This is a genomic window from Bacillus sp. SIMBA_026 (genome assembly GCF_046535335.1).
Taxonomy (GTDB): Bacteria; Bacillota; Bacilli; order Bacillales; family Bacillaceae; genus Bacillus; species Bacillus velezensis.
Map to the genome: position 1 here is coordinate 275,533 of NZ_JAWRWX010000002.1, position 17,222 is coordinate 292,754.

At 49.4% G+C, this 17,222-nt stretch carries 18 protein-coding genes; 4 read left to right on the top strand and 14 right to left on the bottom strand.

All coding sequences use genetic code 11. The features are described 5' to 3' along the window. Positions 1-8: 8 nt before the first annotated feature. Both fumC and SB847_RS12155 read right to left on the bottom strand, forming a co-directional pair. Entirely contained in the window at positions 9-1,397 is a 1,389-nt protein-coding gene (fumC, locus tag SB847_RS12150) for a class II fumarate hydratase (protein WP_007410064.1), read from the bottom strand. A gap of 67 nt (positions 1,398-1,464) precedes the next feature. Continuing rightward, complete coding sequence (locus tag SB847_RS12155; protein WP_003151806.1) at positions 1,465-1,650, bottom strand: YvzF family protein; 186 nt, start codon at positions 1,648-1,650, stop codon at positions 1,465-1,467. A 116-nt stretch (positions 1,651-1,766) separates the two neighbouring features. Between SB847_RS12155 and gerAA the strand changes: the two genes are divergently transcribed. From gerAA to SB847_RS12170, 3 genes are read left to right on the top strand one after another with little or no spacing between them, the layout of a single operon-like run. Further along, a complete protein-coding gene (gerAA, locus tag SB847_RS12160) occupies positions 1,767-3,209 on the top strand; it encodes a spore germination receptor protein GerAA (RefSeq protein WP_007613662.1) in 1,443 nt (480 codons plus the stop codon). After that, a complete protein-coding gene (locus tag SB847_RS12165) occupies positions 3,184-4,284 on the top strand; it encodes a spore germination protein (protein ID WP_032876583.1) in 1,101 nt (366 codons plus the stop codon). The genes gerAA and SB847_RS12165 overlap by 26 nt, the downstream gene beginning before the upstream one ends. Beyond that, the gene (locus SB847_RS12170; protein ID WP_410577873.1) at positions 4,281-5,393 is read left to right on the top strand and encodes a Ger(x)C family spore germination protein; all 1,113 of its coding nucleotides are present in this window, start codon (positions 4,281-4,283) and stop codon (positions 5,391-5,393) included. Before SB847_RS12165 ends, SB847_RS12170 begins: the two co-directional genes overlap by 4 nt. 42 nt (positions 5,394-5,435) lie before the next feature. Here SB847_RS12170 and liaR read toward each other — a convergent pair whose 3' ends face one another. The 11 genes from liaR to SB847_RS12225 all read right to left on the bottom strand — a co-directional run bounded on the left by liaR (position 5,436) and on the right by SB847_RS12225 (position 15,271). Further along, complete coding sequence (liaR, locus tag SB847_RS12175; RefSeq protein ID WP_410577875.1) at positions 5,436-6,068, bottom strand: two-component system response regulator LiaR; 633 nt, start codon at positions 6,066-6,068, stop codon at positions 5,436-5,438. Continuing rightward, positions 6,046-7,128, bottom strand: a complete 1,083-nt coding sequence (gene liaS / locus SB847_RS12180; RefSeq protein ID WP_003151796.1) for a two-component system sensor histidine kinase LiaS — start codon at positions 7,126-7,128, stop codon at positions 6,046-6,048. The genes liaR and liaS overlap by 23 nt, the downstream gene beginning before the upstream one ends. Continuing rightward, complete coding sequence (gene liaF, locus SB847_RS12185; protein ID WP_003151794.1) at positions 7,125-7,856, bottom strand: cell wall-active antibiotics response protein LiaF; 732 nt, start codon at positions 7,854-7,856, stop codon at positions 7,125-7,127. Before liaF ends, liaS begins: the two co-directional genes overlap by 4 nt. A 26-nt stretch (positions 7,857-7,882) precedes the next feature. Beyond that, a complete protein-coding gene (gene liaG / locus SB847_RS12190) occupies positions 7,883-8,752 on the bottom strand; it encodes a LiaG family protein (protein ID WP_410563446.1) in 870 nt (289 codons plus the stop codon). Between the two features lie 105 nt (positions 8,753-8,857). After that, positions 8,858-9,535, bottom strand: a complete 678-nt coding sequence (gene liaH / locus SB847_RS12195) for a stress responsive protein LiaH (protein WP_007613678.1) — start codon at positions 9,533-9,535, stop codon at positions 8,858-8,860. Between the two features lie 13 nt (positions 9,536-9,548). Then, positions 9,549-9,929: a protein liaI gene (locus tag SB847_RS12200; protein WP_308826115.1), complete on the bottom strand. Its 381-nt coding sequence runs from the start codon at positions 9,927-9,929 to the stop codon at positions 9,549-9,551. A 166-nt stretch (positions 9,930-10,095) separates the two neighbouring features. After that, positions 10,096-11,364 carry an MFS transporter gene (locus SB847_RS12205; RefSeq protein ID WP_007613685.1) on the bottom strand — a complete coding sequence of 423 codons (1,269 nt, stop codon included), beginning with the start codon at positions 11,362-11,364 and terminating at the stop codon, positions 10,096-10,098. A 164-nt stretch (positions 11,365-11,528) separates the two neighbouring features. Beyond that, entirely contained in the window at positions 11,529-12,098 is a 570-nt protein-coding gene (locus SB847_RS12210; protein ID WP_088461645.1) for a cob(I)yrinic acid a,c-diamide adenosyltransferase, read from the bottom strand. Continuing rightward, positions 12,095-13,321 (bottom strand): ABC transporter ATP-binding protein, encoded by a 1,227-nt coding sequence (locus tag SB847_RS12215; protein WP_410563451.1) that lies wholly within the window; start codon positions 13,319-13,321, stop codon positions 12,095-12,097. Before SB847_RS12215 ends, SB847_RS12210 begins: the two co-directional genes overlap by 4 nt. Continuing rightward, the gene (locus SB847_RS12220; protein ID WP_270353729.1) at positions 13,318-14,364 is read right to left on the bottom strand and encodes a FecCD family ABC transporter permease; all 1,047 of its coding nucleotides are present in this window, start codon (positions 14,362-14,364) and stop codon (positions 13,318-13,320) included. Before SB847_RS12220 ends, SB847_RS12215 begins: the two co-directional genes overlap by 4 nt. Then, positions 14,327-15,271 carry an ABC transporter substrate-binding protein gene (locus SB847_RS12225; protein WP_410577877.1) on the bottom strand — a complete coding sequence of 315 codons (945 nt, stop codon included), beginning with the start codon at positions 15,269-15,271 and terminating at the stop codon, positions 14,327-14,329. Before SB847_RS12225 ends, SB847_RS12220 begins: the two co-directional genes overlap by 38 nt. A 187-nt stretch (positions 15,272-15,458) precedes the next feature. On the opposite strand from SB847_RS12225, the gene SB847_RS12230 reads away from it, so the two are divergent. Further along, complete coding sequence (locus SB847_RS12230; RefSeq protein WP_003151783.1) at positions 15,459-16,250, top strand: SDR family NAD(P)-dependent oxidoreductase; 792 nt, start codon at positions 15,459-15,461, stop codon at positions 16,248-16,250. Positions 16,251-16,300: 50 nt separating this feature from the next. On the opposite strand, the gene SB847_RS12235 is transcribed toward SB847_RS12230, so the two are convergent. After that, the gene (locus SB847_RS12235; protein ID WP_088461649.1) at positions 16,301-17,179 is read right to left on the bottom strand and encodes an SMP-30/gluconolactonase/LRE family protein; all 879 of its coding nucleotides are present in this window, start codon (positions 17,177-17,179) and stop codon (positions 16,301-16,303) included. Positions 17,180-17,222 lie beyond the last annotated feature (43 nt).

Genomic DNA, 17,222 nt, shown 5'->3' on the forward strand with positions numbered 1-17,222 from the left:
CTTTCATTTTATGCTTTCGGGTGCACCATATCTTCCGGACGCACCATTTCATTAAATTGTTCTTCTGTCAGAAGGTTCAGCTGTAATGCCGCTTCTTTCAGTGTCAGGCCTTCTTTGTGGGCAAGCTTGGCGATTTTCGCGGCGTTTTCATAACCGATGTGCGGGTTAAGCGCCGTAACAAGCATTAATGAGTTAGAGAGATTTTCCTGAATCGTCTCTTGGTTCGGCTCAATACCGACAGCGCATTTGTCATGGAAGGAATTCATTCCGTCACTGAGCAGCTGCACGGTCTGCAGGAAGTTATAAATAATAACCGGTTTGAAGACATTCAGCTCGAAGTTTCCTTGGCTGGCCGCAAATCCGATTGTCGCGTCATTTCCCATCACTTGCGCGGCGATCATTGTCAGCGCCTCACTTTGCGTCGGGTTGACTTTGCCCGGCATGATAGAGCTTCCCGGCTCATTTTCAGGAATGACGATTTCGCCGATTCCGCAGCGCGGGCCGCTGGCCAGCCATCTGACATCGTTGGCAATCTTCATCAGGTCGGCAGCCAATGCTTTTAACGCGCCGTGAACGTGAGTGATTTCATCATGGCTTGTCAGCGCATGGAATTTGTTAGGCGAACTCTTGAATGTCTGCCCCGTTACTTTTGTGATTTCTTCCGCGACGAATTCACCGAACTGCGGATGGGCGTTGATTCCCGTGCCGACTGCCGTGCCTCCGATGGCAAGCGCGCGGATTTTTTCCGTTGACTCAAGAATCATTTCTTTCGAACGGTCAAGCATGTATACCCAGCCGCTGATTTCCTGTCCGAGCGTCAGCGGAGTGGCGTCCTGCAAATGCGTCCGTCCGATTTTCACAATATCCTGATAAGCTTTCGCTTTTTCATCAAGCGTCGCGCGCAGCTGATCAAGCGCCGGAACGAGCTGCTCATATACGGCAAGAACCGCCGCAACGTGCATCGCCGTCGGGAATGTATCGTTTGAGCTTTGGCTGCGGTTAACGTCATCATTCGGATGAATCTTCAGCTCGGAATTTTTTTCTTTCAATAAAGCAGTCGCGCGGTTGGCCACCACTTCATTCATGTTCATGTTGCTTTGCGTGCCGCTTCCCGTCTGCCAGACAACGAGCGGAAAGTTATCGTCGTATTTGCCGTTTAAAACATCGTCACATACAGCGGCAATCGCCTGTGCTTTTTCAGACTCTAAGTTGCCGAGGCGTTCGTTCGCGATCGCTGTGCTTCTTTTCAATATTGCAAACGCCTTCACAACACGCTGAGGCATTTTTTCTGAACCGATTTTGAAGTTCTCTTTGCTGCGCTGTGTCTGAGCGCCCCAAAATTTATCTGCCGGAACTTTAACTTCTCCCATGGTGTCTTTTTCAATTCTGTAGTCCATTTATGTATCCCTCCATAACAGTTGCTTCACCCTGAGTATTATTCGCCAGTAACAGATGAAACCCTTTTTATTTTTCGGCCTTAGCCGTTTTTAATTTCAGCTCAAGATAGACGCGCGAATCCTTAGAGTATTTATACTTCGGATTTGTTTTACGGTATTCTTTCGACGTGTAAGCCACTTCGTAATGCGCTTCAAATGATTTGATGAGCTGTTCAATTTCTTCGGCATTTCCTGCCAGTCTGACTTGTGCCACATCTCTCCTCCGCTTTCATAAAAAAACTTGTACCATTAAATACTTTATCATAGTATATCATTTTTTTAACAGGAAAAGATAACCTCAATTAAGGATTGGAAGGCGGGTGACTGTCGATGGCGCAATCGGAATTCAAGGAATACATACACGTTAATCTGGCACTGGTGCTTCCCCACGTAGAGCAGAATGATGACCTGGTTCAAAATAAAAAGATGCTTCCGAACGGGCTTGTTTTTTATTATATGTATCTGAGTGAAATGAACGACGAAGACAAAATAAAAGAAGCGATTGAAACGCTGCTTCGGGAGGAAGACACTCTGACGCTGGATACGGTGGCGAAACGTCTTGATAAGATCGACGCCCGTCCCGTCTTTACGTCGAAGGAAGCCGTCATCTCCATTCTGCGGGGAAAATGCGCCGTGTTTATTAACGGACTTGACAGCGTATACATTTTGTCCACGGGAAAAAGAGAAAAAAGAAGCGTGAATGAACCCACATCCGAAAAGGTCGTAAGAGGTCCCAAAACCGCCTTCATAGAAGATTCTGATACAAACGTCGCCATGATCAGGCAGCGCACGAACCATCCGAAGCTGAAAACGAAAAAGGTTCCGATCGGAGAAAATAAGTTAAAATACGCCACAGTCATGTACATAGATGATAAAGCGGACCCGTCTGTCGTCAGCGATGTTGTAAAGCGCCTCAGCGAAGTGAAGATGGACGACATCCAGGATTCCGGAACGCTTGAGGAGCTTATTGAGGATAATAAGTATTCGCCCTTTCCGCAAATACAAAATACGGAACGGCCTGATAAAGTCTCTTCCGCCTTGTTCAACGGCCGCGTCGCCATCCTTGTCGACAACTCGCCGTTTGCGCTTGTGGTCCCGGCTTCTTTAGGAATTTTAATGCAGTCTCCCGATGATTATTATGAACGGTGGATTTCCGCTTCGCTCATCCGGGCGCTGCGGTTTACGTCTATTTTTATCACGCTGTTTTTTTCGTCCATTTATATCGCCCTCGTTTCGTTTCACCAAGGGCTGCTGCCGACGACGCTCGCAGTCACCATCGCGGCGAACAGAGAAAACGTTCCCTTCCCGCCTATCATTGAAGCGATGGTAATGGAAATTACGATAGAGCTGCTGAGAGAAGCGGGCTTGAGGCTTCCCAGCCCGCTCGGCCAGACGATCGGATTGGTGGGCGGAGTCGTCATTGGCCAGGCGGCCGTTGAAGCGAATATTGTCAGCTCCATCATGGTCATCGTGGTCAGCATTGTCGCGCTCGCTTCATTTACGGTGCCGCAGTACGGGATGGGTCTGTCGTTCCGTGTGCTCCGTTTCATTTCGATGTTTACCGCGGCAGCTTTCGGGCTGTACGGCATGATTTTATTTATGCTGGCGATCTACACTCATTTATCGAGACAGCGAAGCTTCGGTTCTCCGTATTTCTCGCCGAATGGATTTTTCAGCTTAAAAAACGCAAACGACTCTATTCTCCGTCTCCCTATTAAAAATCAACCAAAAGAGGCGAAAAACATAAATGAGCCAGAAAACAACTCACAATAAGCTTACAAGCTATCAAGGGACAGCATTGATTTCAAACACGATGCTCGGCGCGGGACTCCTCACCATGCCGCGTGCGCTGTCAGCAAGGGCAAATTCGCCGGACGGCTGGATCGCGTTATGTCTGGAAGGCGTCATCTTTATCTTTTTGATTTATCTCAATACGCTCATTATGAAAAAGCATCAGTACGGATCATTATTTGATTATATGAATGAAGGACTCGGCAAATGGGCGGGAAATATCGTCAATCTTATGATCTGTCTCTATTTTATAGGAGTCGCCAGCTTCGAAGCCCGGGCGATGGCGGAAATGGTCAAGTTCTTTTTATTGGAAAGAACGCCCGTGCCGGTCACGCTGTTTATCTTTATCGCCTGTTCCGTTTATTTAATTATCGGCGGCATGAGCGATATCGGCAGGCTCTTTCCTTTCTATTTAACGATTACGATCATTATTTTGCTGGTGGTGTTTTCTTTCAGCTTTAAAATATTTGATCTGGACAACCTGCGGCCGGTGCTCGGGCAGGGATTTTCTCCCGTTATGGCCTCCTTGACCGTCGTTTCTGTTTCCTTCTTGGGAATTGAGATTATGCTGTTTCTCCCCGAGTACCTCAAAAATAAAAAGCACACATTCCGCATGTCGGCCATGGGCTTTGGCATCCCGATTATTTTATACATCATTACCTATGTTCTCGTCGTCGGCGCCTTAACCACCCAGGATGTCAAAACAATGATCTGGCCTACGATCGCGCTCTTTCAATCATTTGAAATCAAAGGGCTTTTTATTGAAAGGTTCGAGTCCTTTTTGCTTGTTGTCTGGATCATCCAATTTTTCGCCACCTATGTCTCGTACGGGTATTTCGCGACATCTGGCCTGAATAAAATTTTCGGGCTGAAGCAGAAAAAAGGGATTATCTTCGTAGGGATTGCGACATTCTTCGGATCATTGATGCCAAAAGACGGCAACAAGCTGTTGATGTTCAGTGATATTCTCGGCTATATCTTCTTGGTTTTCTTTTTGCTGCCTTTGCTGATGTTTGGAGTCGTCGCTGTGAAAAGGAAGGTGAAAAAAGCGCAATGAAGAAATACATCGTAATCTTTCTTTGCTCATTGCTTTTGACGGGATGCTGGGACAGCCGTAATATAGAAGACTTGAGCCTCGTTATCGGAGTCGGGCTCGATAAACCTGAGGAAGAAAACGTGGAAGTGACGCAGCAGATTCTGATCCCGCAAAAAGCAAGTTCCCAGCAGTCGACATCAAGCAATCCGACAAAGGTGACTTCCACTTCCGGGGAAACCGTTCACCAAGCCTTAAGGACGGCATCGTTAAAAAACCACCCCGCTTTCTCTCAGCACTTGCGCATCATGCTGTTTTCCGAAGCGCTGTTAAAGGATGACATTCCGCTTGACGCATTGATGAACCAATTTATCAGAGACAACGGTACGAGAAGAAGCTGCAATGTGATGACGGTGCCGGATAAAACGAAAGATATTTTCAAAATCAGTGACCAGGGAGAACCTGCGTCAAATACGATCTATGACTTAACGGAGAATAATTCGGTCACCATCCGGATGATGGAGCCCGTGACATTGGGGGAAATATCAGAGAAAATCGCCAAAGGCGAGACCTTTGCCCTTCCTCAAGTGCGCCAAGTGGGCAGCAGACTGGAAATCTGGGGCGCTACCATTATTAAAAATAAATTCTGGTATGCGAATTTAACGCCTTTACAAGTCCAGAATATGAACCTGTTCACAGGCACGGTAAAGGGAGGCGTCACGTTTGCAAAGCATGACAATCATTATTTATCCTTCGAAGTATTTTCCAGCAAATATAATGTAAAAACAAAATATAAAAATGGAAAATTCAAGTTTATCGTTACCCGGTTTGTTGAAGGCCGTCTGTCTGAGGATTGGAACCCGAAAGAAGATTCCTTCAAAGAGTCCTATATAAATGAAATCAAAAACGCGGTAAAACGCAGCATTCATTCAGATGTCACGGCATTCATTGATTACATGCAGCATGAGTTGAAAGTGGATATTACCGGGTTAGGCGATCAAGTCCGGATTCATTATCCCGGTAAATGGAAAAAGATATCCTCTGACTGGGATCATCACTTCAGTGAATCGGATATTGAATACAAAGTCAAAGTCGCCATCAGGGATTTCGGAACAAAGGGAATGTCCCAATGACCCCGTCCCTCGGGAGAGTGTGCTGGCGCCGCTCTCCTTTTCTTATGTCACGAGATGGTTGCGGTGGGCATATACGGCTGCCTGCGTGCGGTCACTGACATCAAGCTTTGACAATATATTCGTAATGTGGGTTTTCACCGTTTTAATCGTAATGAACAGCTCTTCACCAATCTCTTTATTCGTCTTGCCTTCCGCGACGAGACAGAGGATTTCCAGTTCTCTTTTTGTCAGTGTTTCATGCGGAAGCTGATTCTCTGAATGGCGCAGCCTTGACAGCACTTTTCCCGCCACCTTCGATTCAAGCTTCGGTTCGCCCTTGGCAGCCGCTCTGATGGCTTCGGCTATTTCTGCCGCCTTGGACGTTTTCAGCAAATAGCTGAGCGCTCCCGCTTCGATCACCGGATACACTTTGTCGTCATCAATGAAGCTCGTCAGCACGATGATTTTCGGGTCATTGAGTTTCGAGCATATCTGTTTTGTCGCTTCGATGCCGTCCATGCCGTCCATGACAAGGTCCATTAAAATCACATCCGGCAAAAGCCCTGCGGCCAGATCGACGCCCTGCTGCCCGTCTGATGCTTCACCGGCGACTTCAATGTCCGGCTGTGCTTCTAAAAATGCGGCCAGACCCATCCTGACCATTTCATGATCATCAATCAGTAACACTCGAATCACTGTCGTTCTCTCCTTTTGTTTTCTGATAAATCGGGACTTTCACGTCGATCTGCGTGCCTTTTCCCTTTACGGAGATAATTTCCGCTATGCCGCCGATTTCACTCGCTCTTTCCTTGATGGAATGCAGGCCGTATGAAGATGCTTTCACTTGATCCATCGTAAAACCCGCCCCGTTATCAATGACTTTAAGCTGCAGCTTTTGATGTTTCGCGCCGAGCCTGACGGTGACCTTGGTCGCCTTTGAATGTCTGAAAACGTTGGAAAGCGCCTCCTGCACGATGCGGAACAGATGGTCTTCAACGCCTTTTGACACACCCGTATCGCTGATGTCCCACTCAATATCCAGCGGCTGCTTCGCTTTGAACTCTTTTAACAGCTCAATCAGCCCTTCTTTTAAGCCTTTTCCTTCTAAAGTGACGGGCCGCAAATGCAATAGCAGCGCTCTCATCTCGTTTTGCGCTTCCCCCGCCATATGTTCAACCATGCGAATCCGTTTGACGATTTTGTCATCCGCATCTTTCACCTGCTCTAAGACGGCGGATGTCATCATAGATATGGCAAAGAGCTGCTGGCTGACGGCATCGTGCAGATCGCGCGCCAGCCGCTGGCGTTCTTCAGTGATGACCGATTTTTTCATTTGATCCTGCCATTCCGCCCGTTCGTTGGAGAGCTTTTGCAGCGATGTGACCTGGAGCTCGACCCGCTTGGCCATTTCGTTGAGCTGATCTGCCGCCAGACCGATTTCATCATCGCCGAGCGGCGGCACCCGATAAGCAAAATTGCCGTTTTCAAATTTCAAAACCGCTTCAATCAGTGTATCCATTCTTGTTTTCAGGCGGCCGCCGTATACATAACCGGAAATCAATCCCGCCGAAAGAGACGCCAGAAGCAGGATGACCACAAACGGAATACCGAACCAGCCGGAAGAAAACAACAGCATCGGGTCAAGCCCGTAATACAGCAGCATCAGCGTAATAAACACCGCGCAAAGGAGCAGACTGAGTCCCGCGGTCATCCGCATGGCGCGCCACTGAATATTGGCGAGTAATTTTTTCCTCATAAATACTTCACATCCACATCGCCGATGAATAACGAAATTGAAATTTTAATCCGCCGCGGCGAGTCGCCGTACTCAGACGATACTTTATACAGATTCGGGCTCATGCCGCTTTTCTTAGAGCCGAGCAGGTTCATATCGCCGATAAAAGCCGATGAACTGACGGACACTTCAATATCCGGCGGGACGTACACATCGACATTGCCGATGACACCGCTGATGGTCATCGTGCTTTCTCCTTCGGGAATCATCGCTTTTGACAAATCAATTTTCACATCGCCGATGAATCCGGAAACATTTAAATCATTCAGCTCAAATGGGTCCTTCATCATCCGGAGCTCGCCGATAAAAAAGCTGCGGAGGTCCGGCTGTCTGCTTTCCGTCTGGGCGGAAGGCTTTGGCTGCTCTTCTTTTTCAAGATTGATTTTCTTCTCTTTATGTTCATACACGCGCTTTCCTTTCAGGAGCCTGTAGCCCGCGTAGATGAGAAAGGCGGCGAAGGCATAGCCGAACAGGTTAAAAGTGGCGCTGAACAGGTTCCTCAAAAATAAAAAAGCGGCGAAGATATACAGGACGGAGCCGAGCCAGCCGCGGGAATATTTATTAAAAATATAGCCTGTGATCAGAAAAAAGAGCGGCCAAAACAAGAAGTCACCGATGCCGATAATACGCAAAAACATGCTGACGCCTAATAAGGCGATGATAAGTCCGAGAATCTGTTTTTTTGCCATCAGCTGCTTGCCCCTCCTTTCCTTGACTATTGCAGTGCAATATTGCCGCTCGTCACTTTTATATCAATCGGCCTGGCGCCGCTGCCTTTCATGCCGGTAAATGCCCCGCCTTCCTTACTCGTTTTCTCAAAGGAATAAGACGGCCGGATTCTTCCGCTTGCCGTCTCGGCGTTCACCGTAAAACTTCCGTCTTTCGGCAGGCTGATCGCTGCGCTGCCGCTCGCAAGCCTGACGGATACGGGAGCATCCGCCGTCTCAAGCGAGGCGTCGACACTGCCGGAAGCGACCCGCACGTCAAGGGCGCCCGCCAGATGTTGAAGCCCGACATGTCCCGAGGATAAGCGGACAGCCCCCGTTTTTGCCGCAAGGCCTGCTGCTGTGAGATTGCCCGACAGCCCCTTCGCTTCAAACACATCCGTCTTCACGTGCTTCAGCGACATATTCCCGCTTACAGAACGGACGCTGAGGTGCGCAAGAGACAGCCCCTTGTTTCCGTCAACGGCAATGCTGCCGTTTGACGTATGGACGGTGATGTCCCGATGATAATCATACGGAATACGGACAATCAGCAGAGGGCGCTGAAAGAGATTCAGAAATTGGAACCCTTTCTCCTTCGCTTTGAGATTGAGGGTCTTTCCCCTGCTTTGGACAAACATTTTCCCCGCCGGTCCCGTCATGTTTGCCGCGATATCATTCCGCGCTTCCGCGATGATTTTCACATCCGTCTGTTCCGATGAAACCGACAGGCTGTTGACGGCACGCGGCGATATGCTTGCCGATTCTGCTTCTGTTTCGTACAGCGGAAAAAAACGCCCGGCAAACACTTCTTTCACCAAAAACAGACAGCAGATCAGAACGGACGCCGCCATCAGTCCTTTGGCAATCTTACGCTTCATTACGTTCCATCCTTTTTCATTCATTTTATTATAAAGGAAAAGCCGGAGAATTGATACGTGCGTATAGGGAAGAGGCGTAAACGCGCCGATCTTCCCTTGTGCACATTATTCATGAGCCGCTTTTTGACGCTCTGTTTTTTCCAGAGAAAGCGAGCGCATGTTTTCAATCTCAGCTTCCACCTCGTCTGAATATTGGGAGCGGCTGTATTCTGTGTTTGCCTCAGCTGAAGTGCCGTATTTGACGCGGACTTCCATTTCTTCAATGCGGCTTTCCATTCGAAGGAACTCTCTGTAGGCGCTTTCGCTGTCAATTTTGTCGAAAGAAGCGTTCATATGTTCCTTCGCATTTGCCGCGTTCGCGCGGGCGATGAGCGCCTGTTTTTTATCCTTTACGTCGCGGAGGCGCGTTTCTAAAGTTTCCAGCTGCTCTTTCAGCTCTGCCAGCTGTGTTTTCGCCTGCTCATACGCTTTTTCATGTTCGGCCGCTTTTCCCTCAAGGTATTTCATTTCAGTCAGAGCCTTTTTCGCTAGCTCCTCTTCCCCGGCGTCAAAAGCAAGCTGAGCCTGGTTTTTCCGTTTTGCCGCCGTTTCAGAGGCATCTTCCTGTTTTTTCTTAAACTGATGGACGATCGTGTGCTGTTTGACAATCGTTTGTTTCGCCTTAGCGATGTCACTTTCCATATCACGCACATATTGATTCAGCATGACTTTCGGATTTTCTAATTTATCAAGCCCTTCGTTAACAGATGCGACGAACATATTTCTTATTCTTTTTAAGACCATTTTGTTTTCCTCCTTATTTTTTCTTCAGAAATTCTTCCCATTCAGAGTCAAATCCGGATTGATAGCCCGGTGATGCCGCTTCCGGTTCATACTGGCGGGAAGCGGTGTCTGAGCCGCCCTGCTTCATCATCTTCCATCCGAAATACACCATGGCGCCGGCCAGTCCGATCGCAACGATAAATGGAAGAGAACCGACGAGAATCATAGCTCCGATGACGCCCGCGATGATACCCGATACCGCCCGGCCTTTTGAAAAACGTTTGATTCCCCAGTAAAGCATCAGGCCTCCGATCCCCAGCGGGATGATAAATGCGAAATGGCCTCCTCCGAAAAAGACAGAAAGTCCGAACACAATCAGCAGAAAGCCGCCTGCCGTTTTACCATTTATATTCATGCAGATCCTCCTTTCGTTTTCCTTGTCTTTACTATAAACAAATCCCGCGGCCGGCAAAACGAGTCAGAGATTGATTTTCATATCAGACCGGAGTCGTATAAGCCCCCGGACCTTCGCATAAAAAAACGCCGCTGCACCGGACGGCGCAGGGCGTTTTACGAAAAATCTATATTCTGATGCTCGCTTCTTTTTCTCTGATGAGATCTGAGCGTTCGGCTTTGGCCAGCTTCGTAAAGAACAATATTCCGAGACCGGACAGGACTTCAACGAGACCGCCGGCGGCAATGACTTTTCCGGAACCGAAGGCGTTAGCCGCGTACCCGCAAAGAACCGCGCCGAGCGGAATGGATATGTTTGAGATCATATGGATGACGGCATAGACTTGCGGCTGGTCATCATGGTCCACAGACGTCTGAATAATCGTATATTCCGGCACATTAATCGCGCTGACGGCAGATCCGAACGCAAACGCGGCGAGGAAGACGAGCGGCAGAAAAGTGTTGAGGCCGGTGATGAAAAATGCAGCCCCTTCTATGATTCCCGCTGACACAAACAGGAGACCGTATTTGTTCACCTTCACCTTAGCCAAAATAAAACCCATTAAAAAGGCTCCGCCCGTGCCTGTCGCTTTCAAAAGCGAGTAGATGATCGGCGGCATGTTTAAATCTTCGGCGACATAAACGGCAGAGAGCGCCTCCCACGGAGCGGCCGCAAAATTCATGAAGATACAATAGATGGCGAGCGGGTATAAAATCTGGTGCTTCCTGACAAGAACGAAACCCCGTTTGAGCCTTCCGAAATACGTCCCGCGCTGTCTGACGGCGACTGTATCCTGTTTGGCATGCTGGACTTGGTATGACATAAAAAGTACGAGAAAACCTGATAGAAGATAGAATATAAGAGCGATAAACAAAGAATAAGCGGGACTGATAAATGTTAAGAACACCCCGCTCAGCGTAATGGCGGCAAGCCTGACGATCTGGCCTGATGACTGGATGACCGCATTCGCTTTCTGCAGGCTGTTTTCTCCGACAATATTGGGGATTAACGAGATAGATGCAGGATTATAAGCGGCTCCCGTGGCTGAATGCACAATCATGAGAAGCATGACAAACCATAAAGGAGAAAAACCGTTAAAATAACAGATCGGAATGATCAACACGACCGCCGCGCGCGTGAGATCGGAGAAATACATCCAGAATTTCAGCGTATGCTGCTTCATAAAAGGCCCGGTAATCGGCGCCAGCATCGCCTCCGGAAGGAACGTGACCGCAATTAACAGGGACGTGCCGATCGCGCCTTCCCCGTCAAAAATCAAAAACCACAGAATGGAATTAAAGGCAAAACCGTCGCCTGACAATTTAACTAGCCTTGAGATAAACAGAAGGGTGAAATTTTTATTCCAGATGCTCTCGCTCTTATTATATGTATCCATCTATCAAATCCCCCATTATTTTACAATGTTTCTTATAATATCTCATTTTTTAATTTTTCAGTCAATAATGCATAAGATACATTTTCCTCCTGTCAATAAAGGTTCAATTGATGGATATCTCTATAAAAAAACAGCCGGCTTGCTGCTGCCGGCTGAACAAAACGTTATTCATCATCACGGAATACCGCGGCGCTTCTTTCATACTCTATATCCTGAACGCCCTGTCTTGCGTTAACCGCTCTTGCCGCCGCGAAAAAATAATCAGACAGGCGGTTCAAGTAACGCATCACCGTATCGTTTATCTCTTCTGTTTTGCCGAGTTTCACGACGAGACGCTCAGCCCGTCTCGTGACGGTCCGCGCGATGTGAAGCTGAGCAGCCGCCTTATGCCCGCCCGGAAGAATAAATTTCTCAAGCGGGGGCGCTTCAGCCGTGTAACGGTCTATGCAGTCTTCCAATGCGGAAATAGATGTCTCTCTTAATATATAGCTTCTATGTTCAGTGACCGTCGCCAAGTCGCCGCCGCAGTCAAACAGCTCATGCTGAATGTTTCGGAGTTCGGCTTTCACATCACCGCAATTCTCACAATCATCAAGCTCCGCAAGCGCAAGCCCGATAAAGCTGTTCAGCTCATCGATCGTCCCGTAGCTTTCAACCCGCAGACTGTCTTTATCCGTTCTGCCGCCGATCAGGCTTGTCTGTCCTTTATCGCCGGTTTTTGTATACAGCTTCATCGTTGTATTCCTCCTTCTTCCGCCGCTTTTACACATGCCGCGGTTCCTCTTCTGACGGCTCTTTCCGCCTGAGGGACGTCCATCGCCTCTCCTGTCTGCAAGGCACAAATGACAATGTCGCCTTTTGCCTGTCTGCCGGAAAGAGCCTGCATTCTCGCTTCAGCCGCTGCCGTTAACAGCCGTACAAATCCCTGTTCCGATAAACGTCCGCTGATCAGCACCCAAACGGTATGCTGCGCAGTCACGGCAATTGTGACCGAATCAAACGTACGGCAGATCAAACCAGCAGCCGCTGAGCCGGAAAGCCGGCGGCTCCACGAAAAGCCCGGGCCGTCAGATGCGGTTGACAACATTCTGAACGGCCGTTCTGTATGAAGCGTTACGGTAGTTCCGCTTTTGTTTATCAGAGAGGCGAACGGAACGCTGACAGGCTCTCTTTCCTCCCGCGCTTCCGGCATGAAAGCGATCAGCGGTTTCGGCGACGATTGCTGGGCAACAGCGCTGACACTGATGCCGTAAATGTCTTCAATCGTCTCTTTTTTCAAAGCCTGATCCGGCGTCTGCTTCGGAAAAGCGCGTCCGTCTTTCATCATCAGTAGCTGATCACAATATTGGCCTGCGGCGTTTAGGTCGTGAAAAATGCTGATGACCGTCAGGCCTCTTTCTCTCGTCAGCCGCTTCACCGTATCAAGCAGGTCTTTCTGATATTTGAGATCAAGAAAGGTCGTCGGCTCATCCAGACACAGCACCTCAGGCTGCTGAGCCAGCGCCTGCGCCAGATAGACGCGCTGCCGCTCCCCTCCGCTCAGATTGCGGACGGATTGCTGCGCATATCGGTCGATGCCCGTCATTTCCATCGCTTCCCGGACAATGTCTTCGTCATGTTGATCCATCTGTCTGAAGAGTCCTTTTTGATACGGGTATCTGCCGAAGGACACCGTTTCCTTAACGGAAAATGTAAAGGCTTGCTCCGTATGCTGCGGCAAAACGGCCATAATTTTCGCAAGCTCCCGCGGCTTGTATCCGCCGACGGGCCTGCCTGCTGCGAGCACCTCGCCTTTTGACGGAGAGAGCATTCCCGTCAGCAATTTCATCAGCGTTGTTTTTCCCGAGCCGTTCGGACCGAGTATGCCGACAAATTCACCTTTTCCGGCGGTAAAGCTGACATCTTCCACAATCATCCGGCCTCCGTACCCGCCGGACAGGCTGCTCACCCTGATCATAAGCGTTTCCCTCCATGATGCTGGCGAAGCAGAATCAAGGCAAACACAGGCGCTCCCGCCAAAGCCGTCATAATGCCGATCGGCAATTCGACAGGCTCAATGACGGTGCGGGAAAACAAATCCGCCAAAATGAGAAACCCGGCGCCCGTCAATGCTGACAGCGGCAGTAAATGGCGATGATCCGTTCCCCATAAAAGCCGTGTCACGTGGGGAATGACAAGGCCGACAAATCCGATCGTCCCCGAGACGGCAACCGCTCCTCCCGTCAGCAGAGATCCGGCGGCGATCATCAGCAGTTTTCTTTTTCCCGTACTGACGCCTAACAGCCTTGCCTTTTCTTCTCCATAAGTCATAATGTTTAATTCTCTGCCATTGATAAGCAGAAGCGCCGTCCCGGCCAGAAAAAAAGGCAGAAACAGCGCGACATAGCCCCAGCCCCTCATTGACACGCTTCCTAACAGCCAGCGGACAATCGGGAGCAGATCATTGCCCGTTAAAGCGATCACAAGCGAAATGAGAGCCCCGAGAAAAGAATTCATGATGATGCCTGTCAAAATGAGCGTTGAAACCGACATCGACGCATGAACGAGGCGGCTGAAAAACAGAACCGCCGCCATGACCGCAATCGCTGCGGCGATGCTGACAACCGGTAGTGTGAACCGGCCGATGACGGGAATCTGAATGCCGAAAAACAAGGTGATAACGGCTCCCGCTGAGGCTCCCGAAGATACCCCGAGTGTATAAGGGTCGGCGAGCGGATTTTTCAGAAGTCCCTGAAACGCCGCCCCCGCAATAGATAACGCGGCTCCGACAAGGGCAGCCAGAACGACTCTCGGCAGGCGGATATTCATCATAATATTTACATTCATAGGGTCAGCCGAGGATGTCCGGCCGATCCCGATCCAAAAAACGTCGGATAAAGGAATATGCAGACTGCCGATTGAAATGCCGAGTGCCGTACAAACGGCTAAAAACAGCAGGCTGACCGTGTAGGCCAGCGGGCGGTTACTTTTTAAACGTTTCAGGATAAACGCTTTCTGCAAGCTTCTCGACCCCTTTGACAAGGCGCGGGCCTGAGCGTGTGACAAGGTCGGGATCAACAGAATAGACATTGTGGTGTTTGACCGCATTGACGGCACCCCAGCCGGCGCGTTTTTCCACTTCAGCGGCCTTTACGCCGTCTGTCGTAATGATGACGTCCGGATTCATTTTGACAATCGCTTCATCCGTCAATTGCACCCAGCCGGTCTGGCTGCCGGCGGCGTTTTTCGCGTGTATATCTTCAAGCATTTCGTTCATAAACGTGCCTTTCCCCGTCGTGTAGCCGTCAGGAGACACTTCGACGAATACTTTCTTTTCGTCTTTTTCAGAAATGGCCGCCGCTTTCTTTTCTATACCGGAAAGGTCGGATTTCATCGATTTGATCAGCTTATCCGCCTGCTTTTCTTTGCCGGCCGCTTTTCCGATCATGCTGATAGATTTGTACACGTCTTGGAACGATTGCGCATCATTGACCGTTAAGACGGTGATGCCCGCATCTTTCAGTTGCTTCATCGCATCGGCGGAAGCGGACATAGAGGACGCGTGGGCAAGCACGAGATCCGGCTTCAGCGCGATGACTTTTTCAGCGTTCACATTCATATCTCCGACTTTCGGTTTTTTTACCGCTTCTTTCGGATATGTATCATTTGTCGTAACGCCTGCGACCTTATCTCCCAGTCCGAGCGCGTATGTAATTTCCGTATTGCTCGGCATGAGGGAAACGATTTTTTCCGGTGCCTGCTTTATGGTTACTTTTTCGTTCGAGGCATCCTTAATGGTTACCGGGAATGCTTCGGTTGAGACGGCTTTTTGTTTGGCCGCGCTTCCTTCTTCCTGTGCGCCGGAACAGCCGGCGATCACAAAGGCGGTGACAAAGAGCGCCGCCCAGACGGCAGTGATCTTCTTCATTCTTTTAACTCCCCCTGATTATGGTAAACGATTGTCTCTTTGACATTCGTATCCTTTTTTCGCAGTAATTATACTATAAGTCTTTAAGGCTTGTATATCCGGCCTTTTTGCATGAAAGCAAATTGTTCGTACACACTAAAATTCATCATGTATACTGTTACACAATGGCGTAAAAAGGAGGATTATCATGGAATTACAGCTTGAACGAAAGCTCGTGTTGATTACAGGATCGACTTCAGGCATCGGAAAAGCCGCGGCAAAAAGCTTTTTAGCCGAAGGTGCCGAGGTGATTGTAAACGGAAGAAAAAAAGAAACTGTGGAACGGACGGTTGAGGAGCTTTCCGCTTACGGAACGGTTCACGGCATCGCTGCGGATTTATCGCGTCAGGATGAGGCGGATGACTTGATCAAGCGCGCCGGCGGAATCGGGGAAGTCGATATTCTTGTCAATAACCTCGGCTTTTTTGAAGTAAAGGACTTCGCTGAGGTGTCTGATGACGAATGGACTCGGTATTTTGAAGTGAATGTTATGAGCGCCGTGCGCCTGTGCCGGCGTTTTCTGCCGCAAATGCTCGAAAGAAACAGCGGACGGATTCTGAACATCTCCAGTGAAGCCGGAGTCAAACCGCTTGCGCAAATGATTCCGTATTCAATGACGAAAACGGCGTTAATCAGCTTGTCCCGGGGAATGGCTGAAATGACGAAAGGCACAAATGTCACGGTCAACTCCGTGCTGCCGGGACCGACATGGACCGAAGGCGTCGCTTCTTACATGGAAGGAGCCGCAAAGGCTGCCGGAGAAGACACGGACAGCTTCGTCCGGGATTATTTTAAAGTGAACGAGCCGACATCTTTGATTCAGCGCTATGCAACCCCGGAAGAAGTCGCCAATACGATTGTATTTCTCGCTTCATCAGCGGCTTCTGCCATTAACGGCACCGCACAGCGGGTTGAAGGCGGCATCATCCGCTCCATTTAACACAAAAAAGCCCGGCACAATGGGAACTTCCCCATATGCCAGGGCTTTTTTTACATCATGCCTGCAAACGGAACCGGCTCCCAGCCGCCCGTCTCAAGCTCTGCTGAAAACAGGCCGCCCGCATGCGGCTGCTCAAGTCTTTCGGCTTCCGTCAATTTTTCTGTCGCGGTCGTAATGTATAACGTGTTCAAGTCTCTGCCCCCGAACGCGCAGCAGGTGACGTATTTCGCCGGAACTTCGATAGATGCAATTTCCTTATGCAAAAACGGGTCAATCCGGACGGCACGGCCGCCTCCGAACAGAGCCACCCACAGCATTCCGTCACGGTCAATGGTCATTCCGTCGGGAGATCCTTGCGATTCCGGAAAGCGGTAGACCGTTTTCGGATCTGATACGGCCCCGGTTTCAGGATCGTATGCATAACAGACGATTTCCTGCGTCGGAGTGTCGATATAGTACATCAAGTTTCGGTCCCGATCCCAATCCAAACCGTTCGAGGTGGAGACCTGGTCTTTTATTTTGGCAAGGCTGCCGTCCGTATTCAGACGGTACAGCGAAGCCTCCTCTTCTTTGCCTTCCATGCTCGTCGTTCCCGCCCATAATCTGCCGGACGGGTCGCATTTTGCGTCATTGAAACGGATATCTTCCCGCATGTCTCTCGGCTGCTTCATCTTCGTCAATGTGTCTTCCCGAAGATTGTACAGGTAAAACCCATCTTTCATCGTCATCACCAGCTCTTCCTTTGAATACAAGGCCAGAGCCGTGACAAATGATTTGAATTTAACGGAACGGTTGATTCCGTCAGCCGGAGTGAAGATATGGAGCTGGCTGCCCAGTATATCCACCCAGTACAGGCATTCCTTATCCTTGTCCCATAAAGGGCCTTCTCCGATAACTGCTCTCGTATCTGCTCGTAATGCTGCTTCCATATGTGAACACCTCTTTTGCTTGTCAGTCTTCTATTGTTATTCC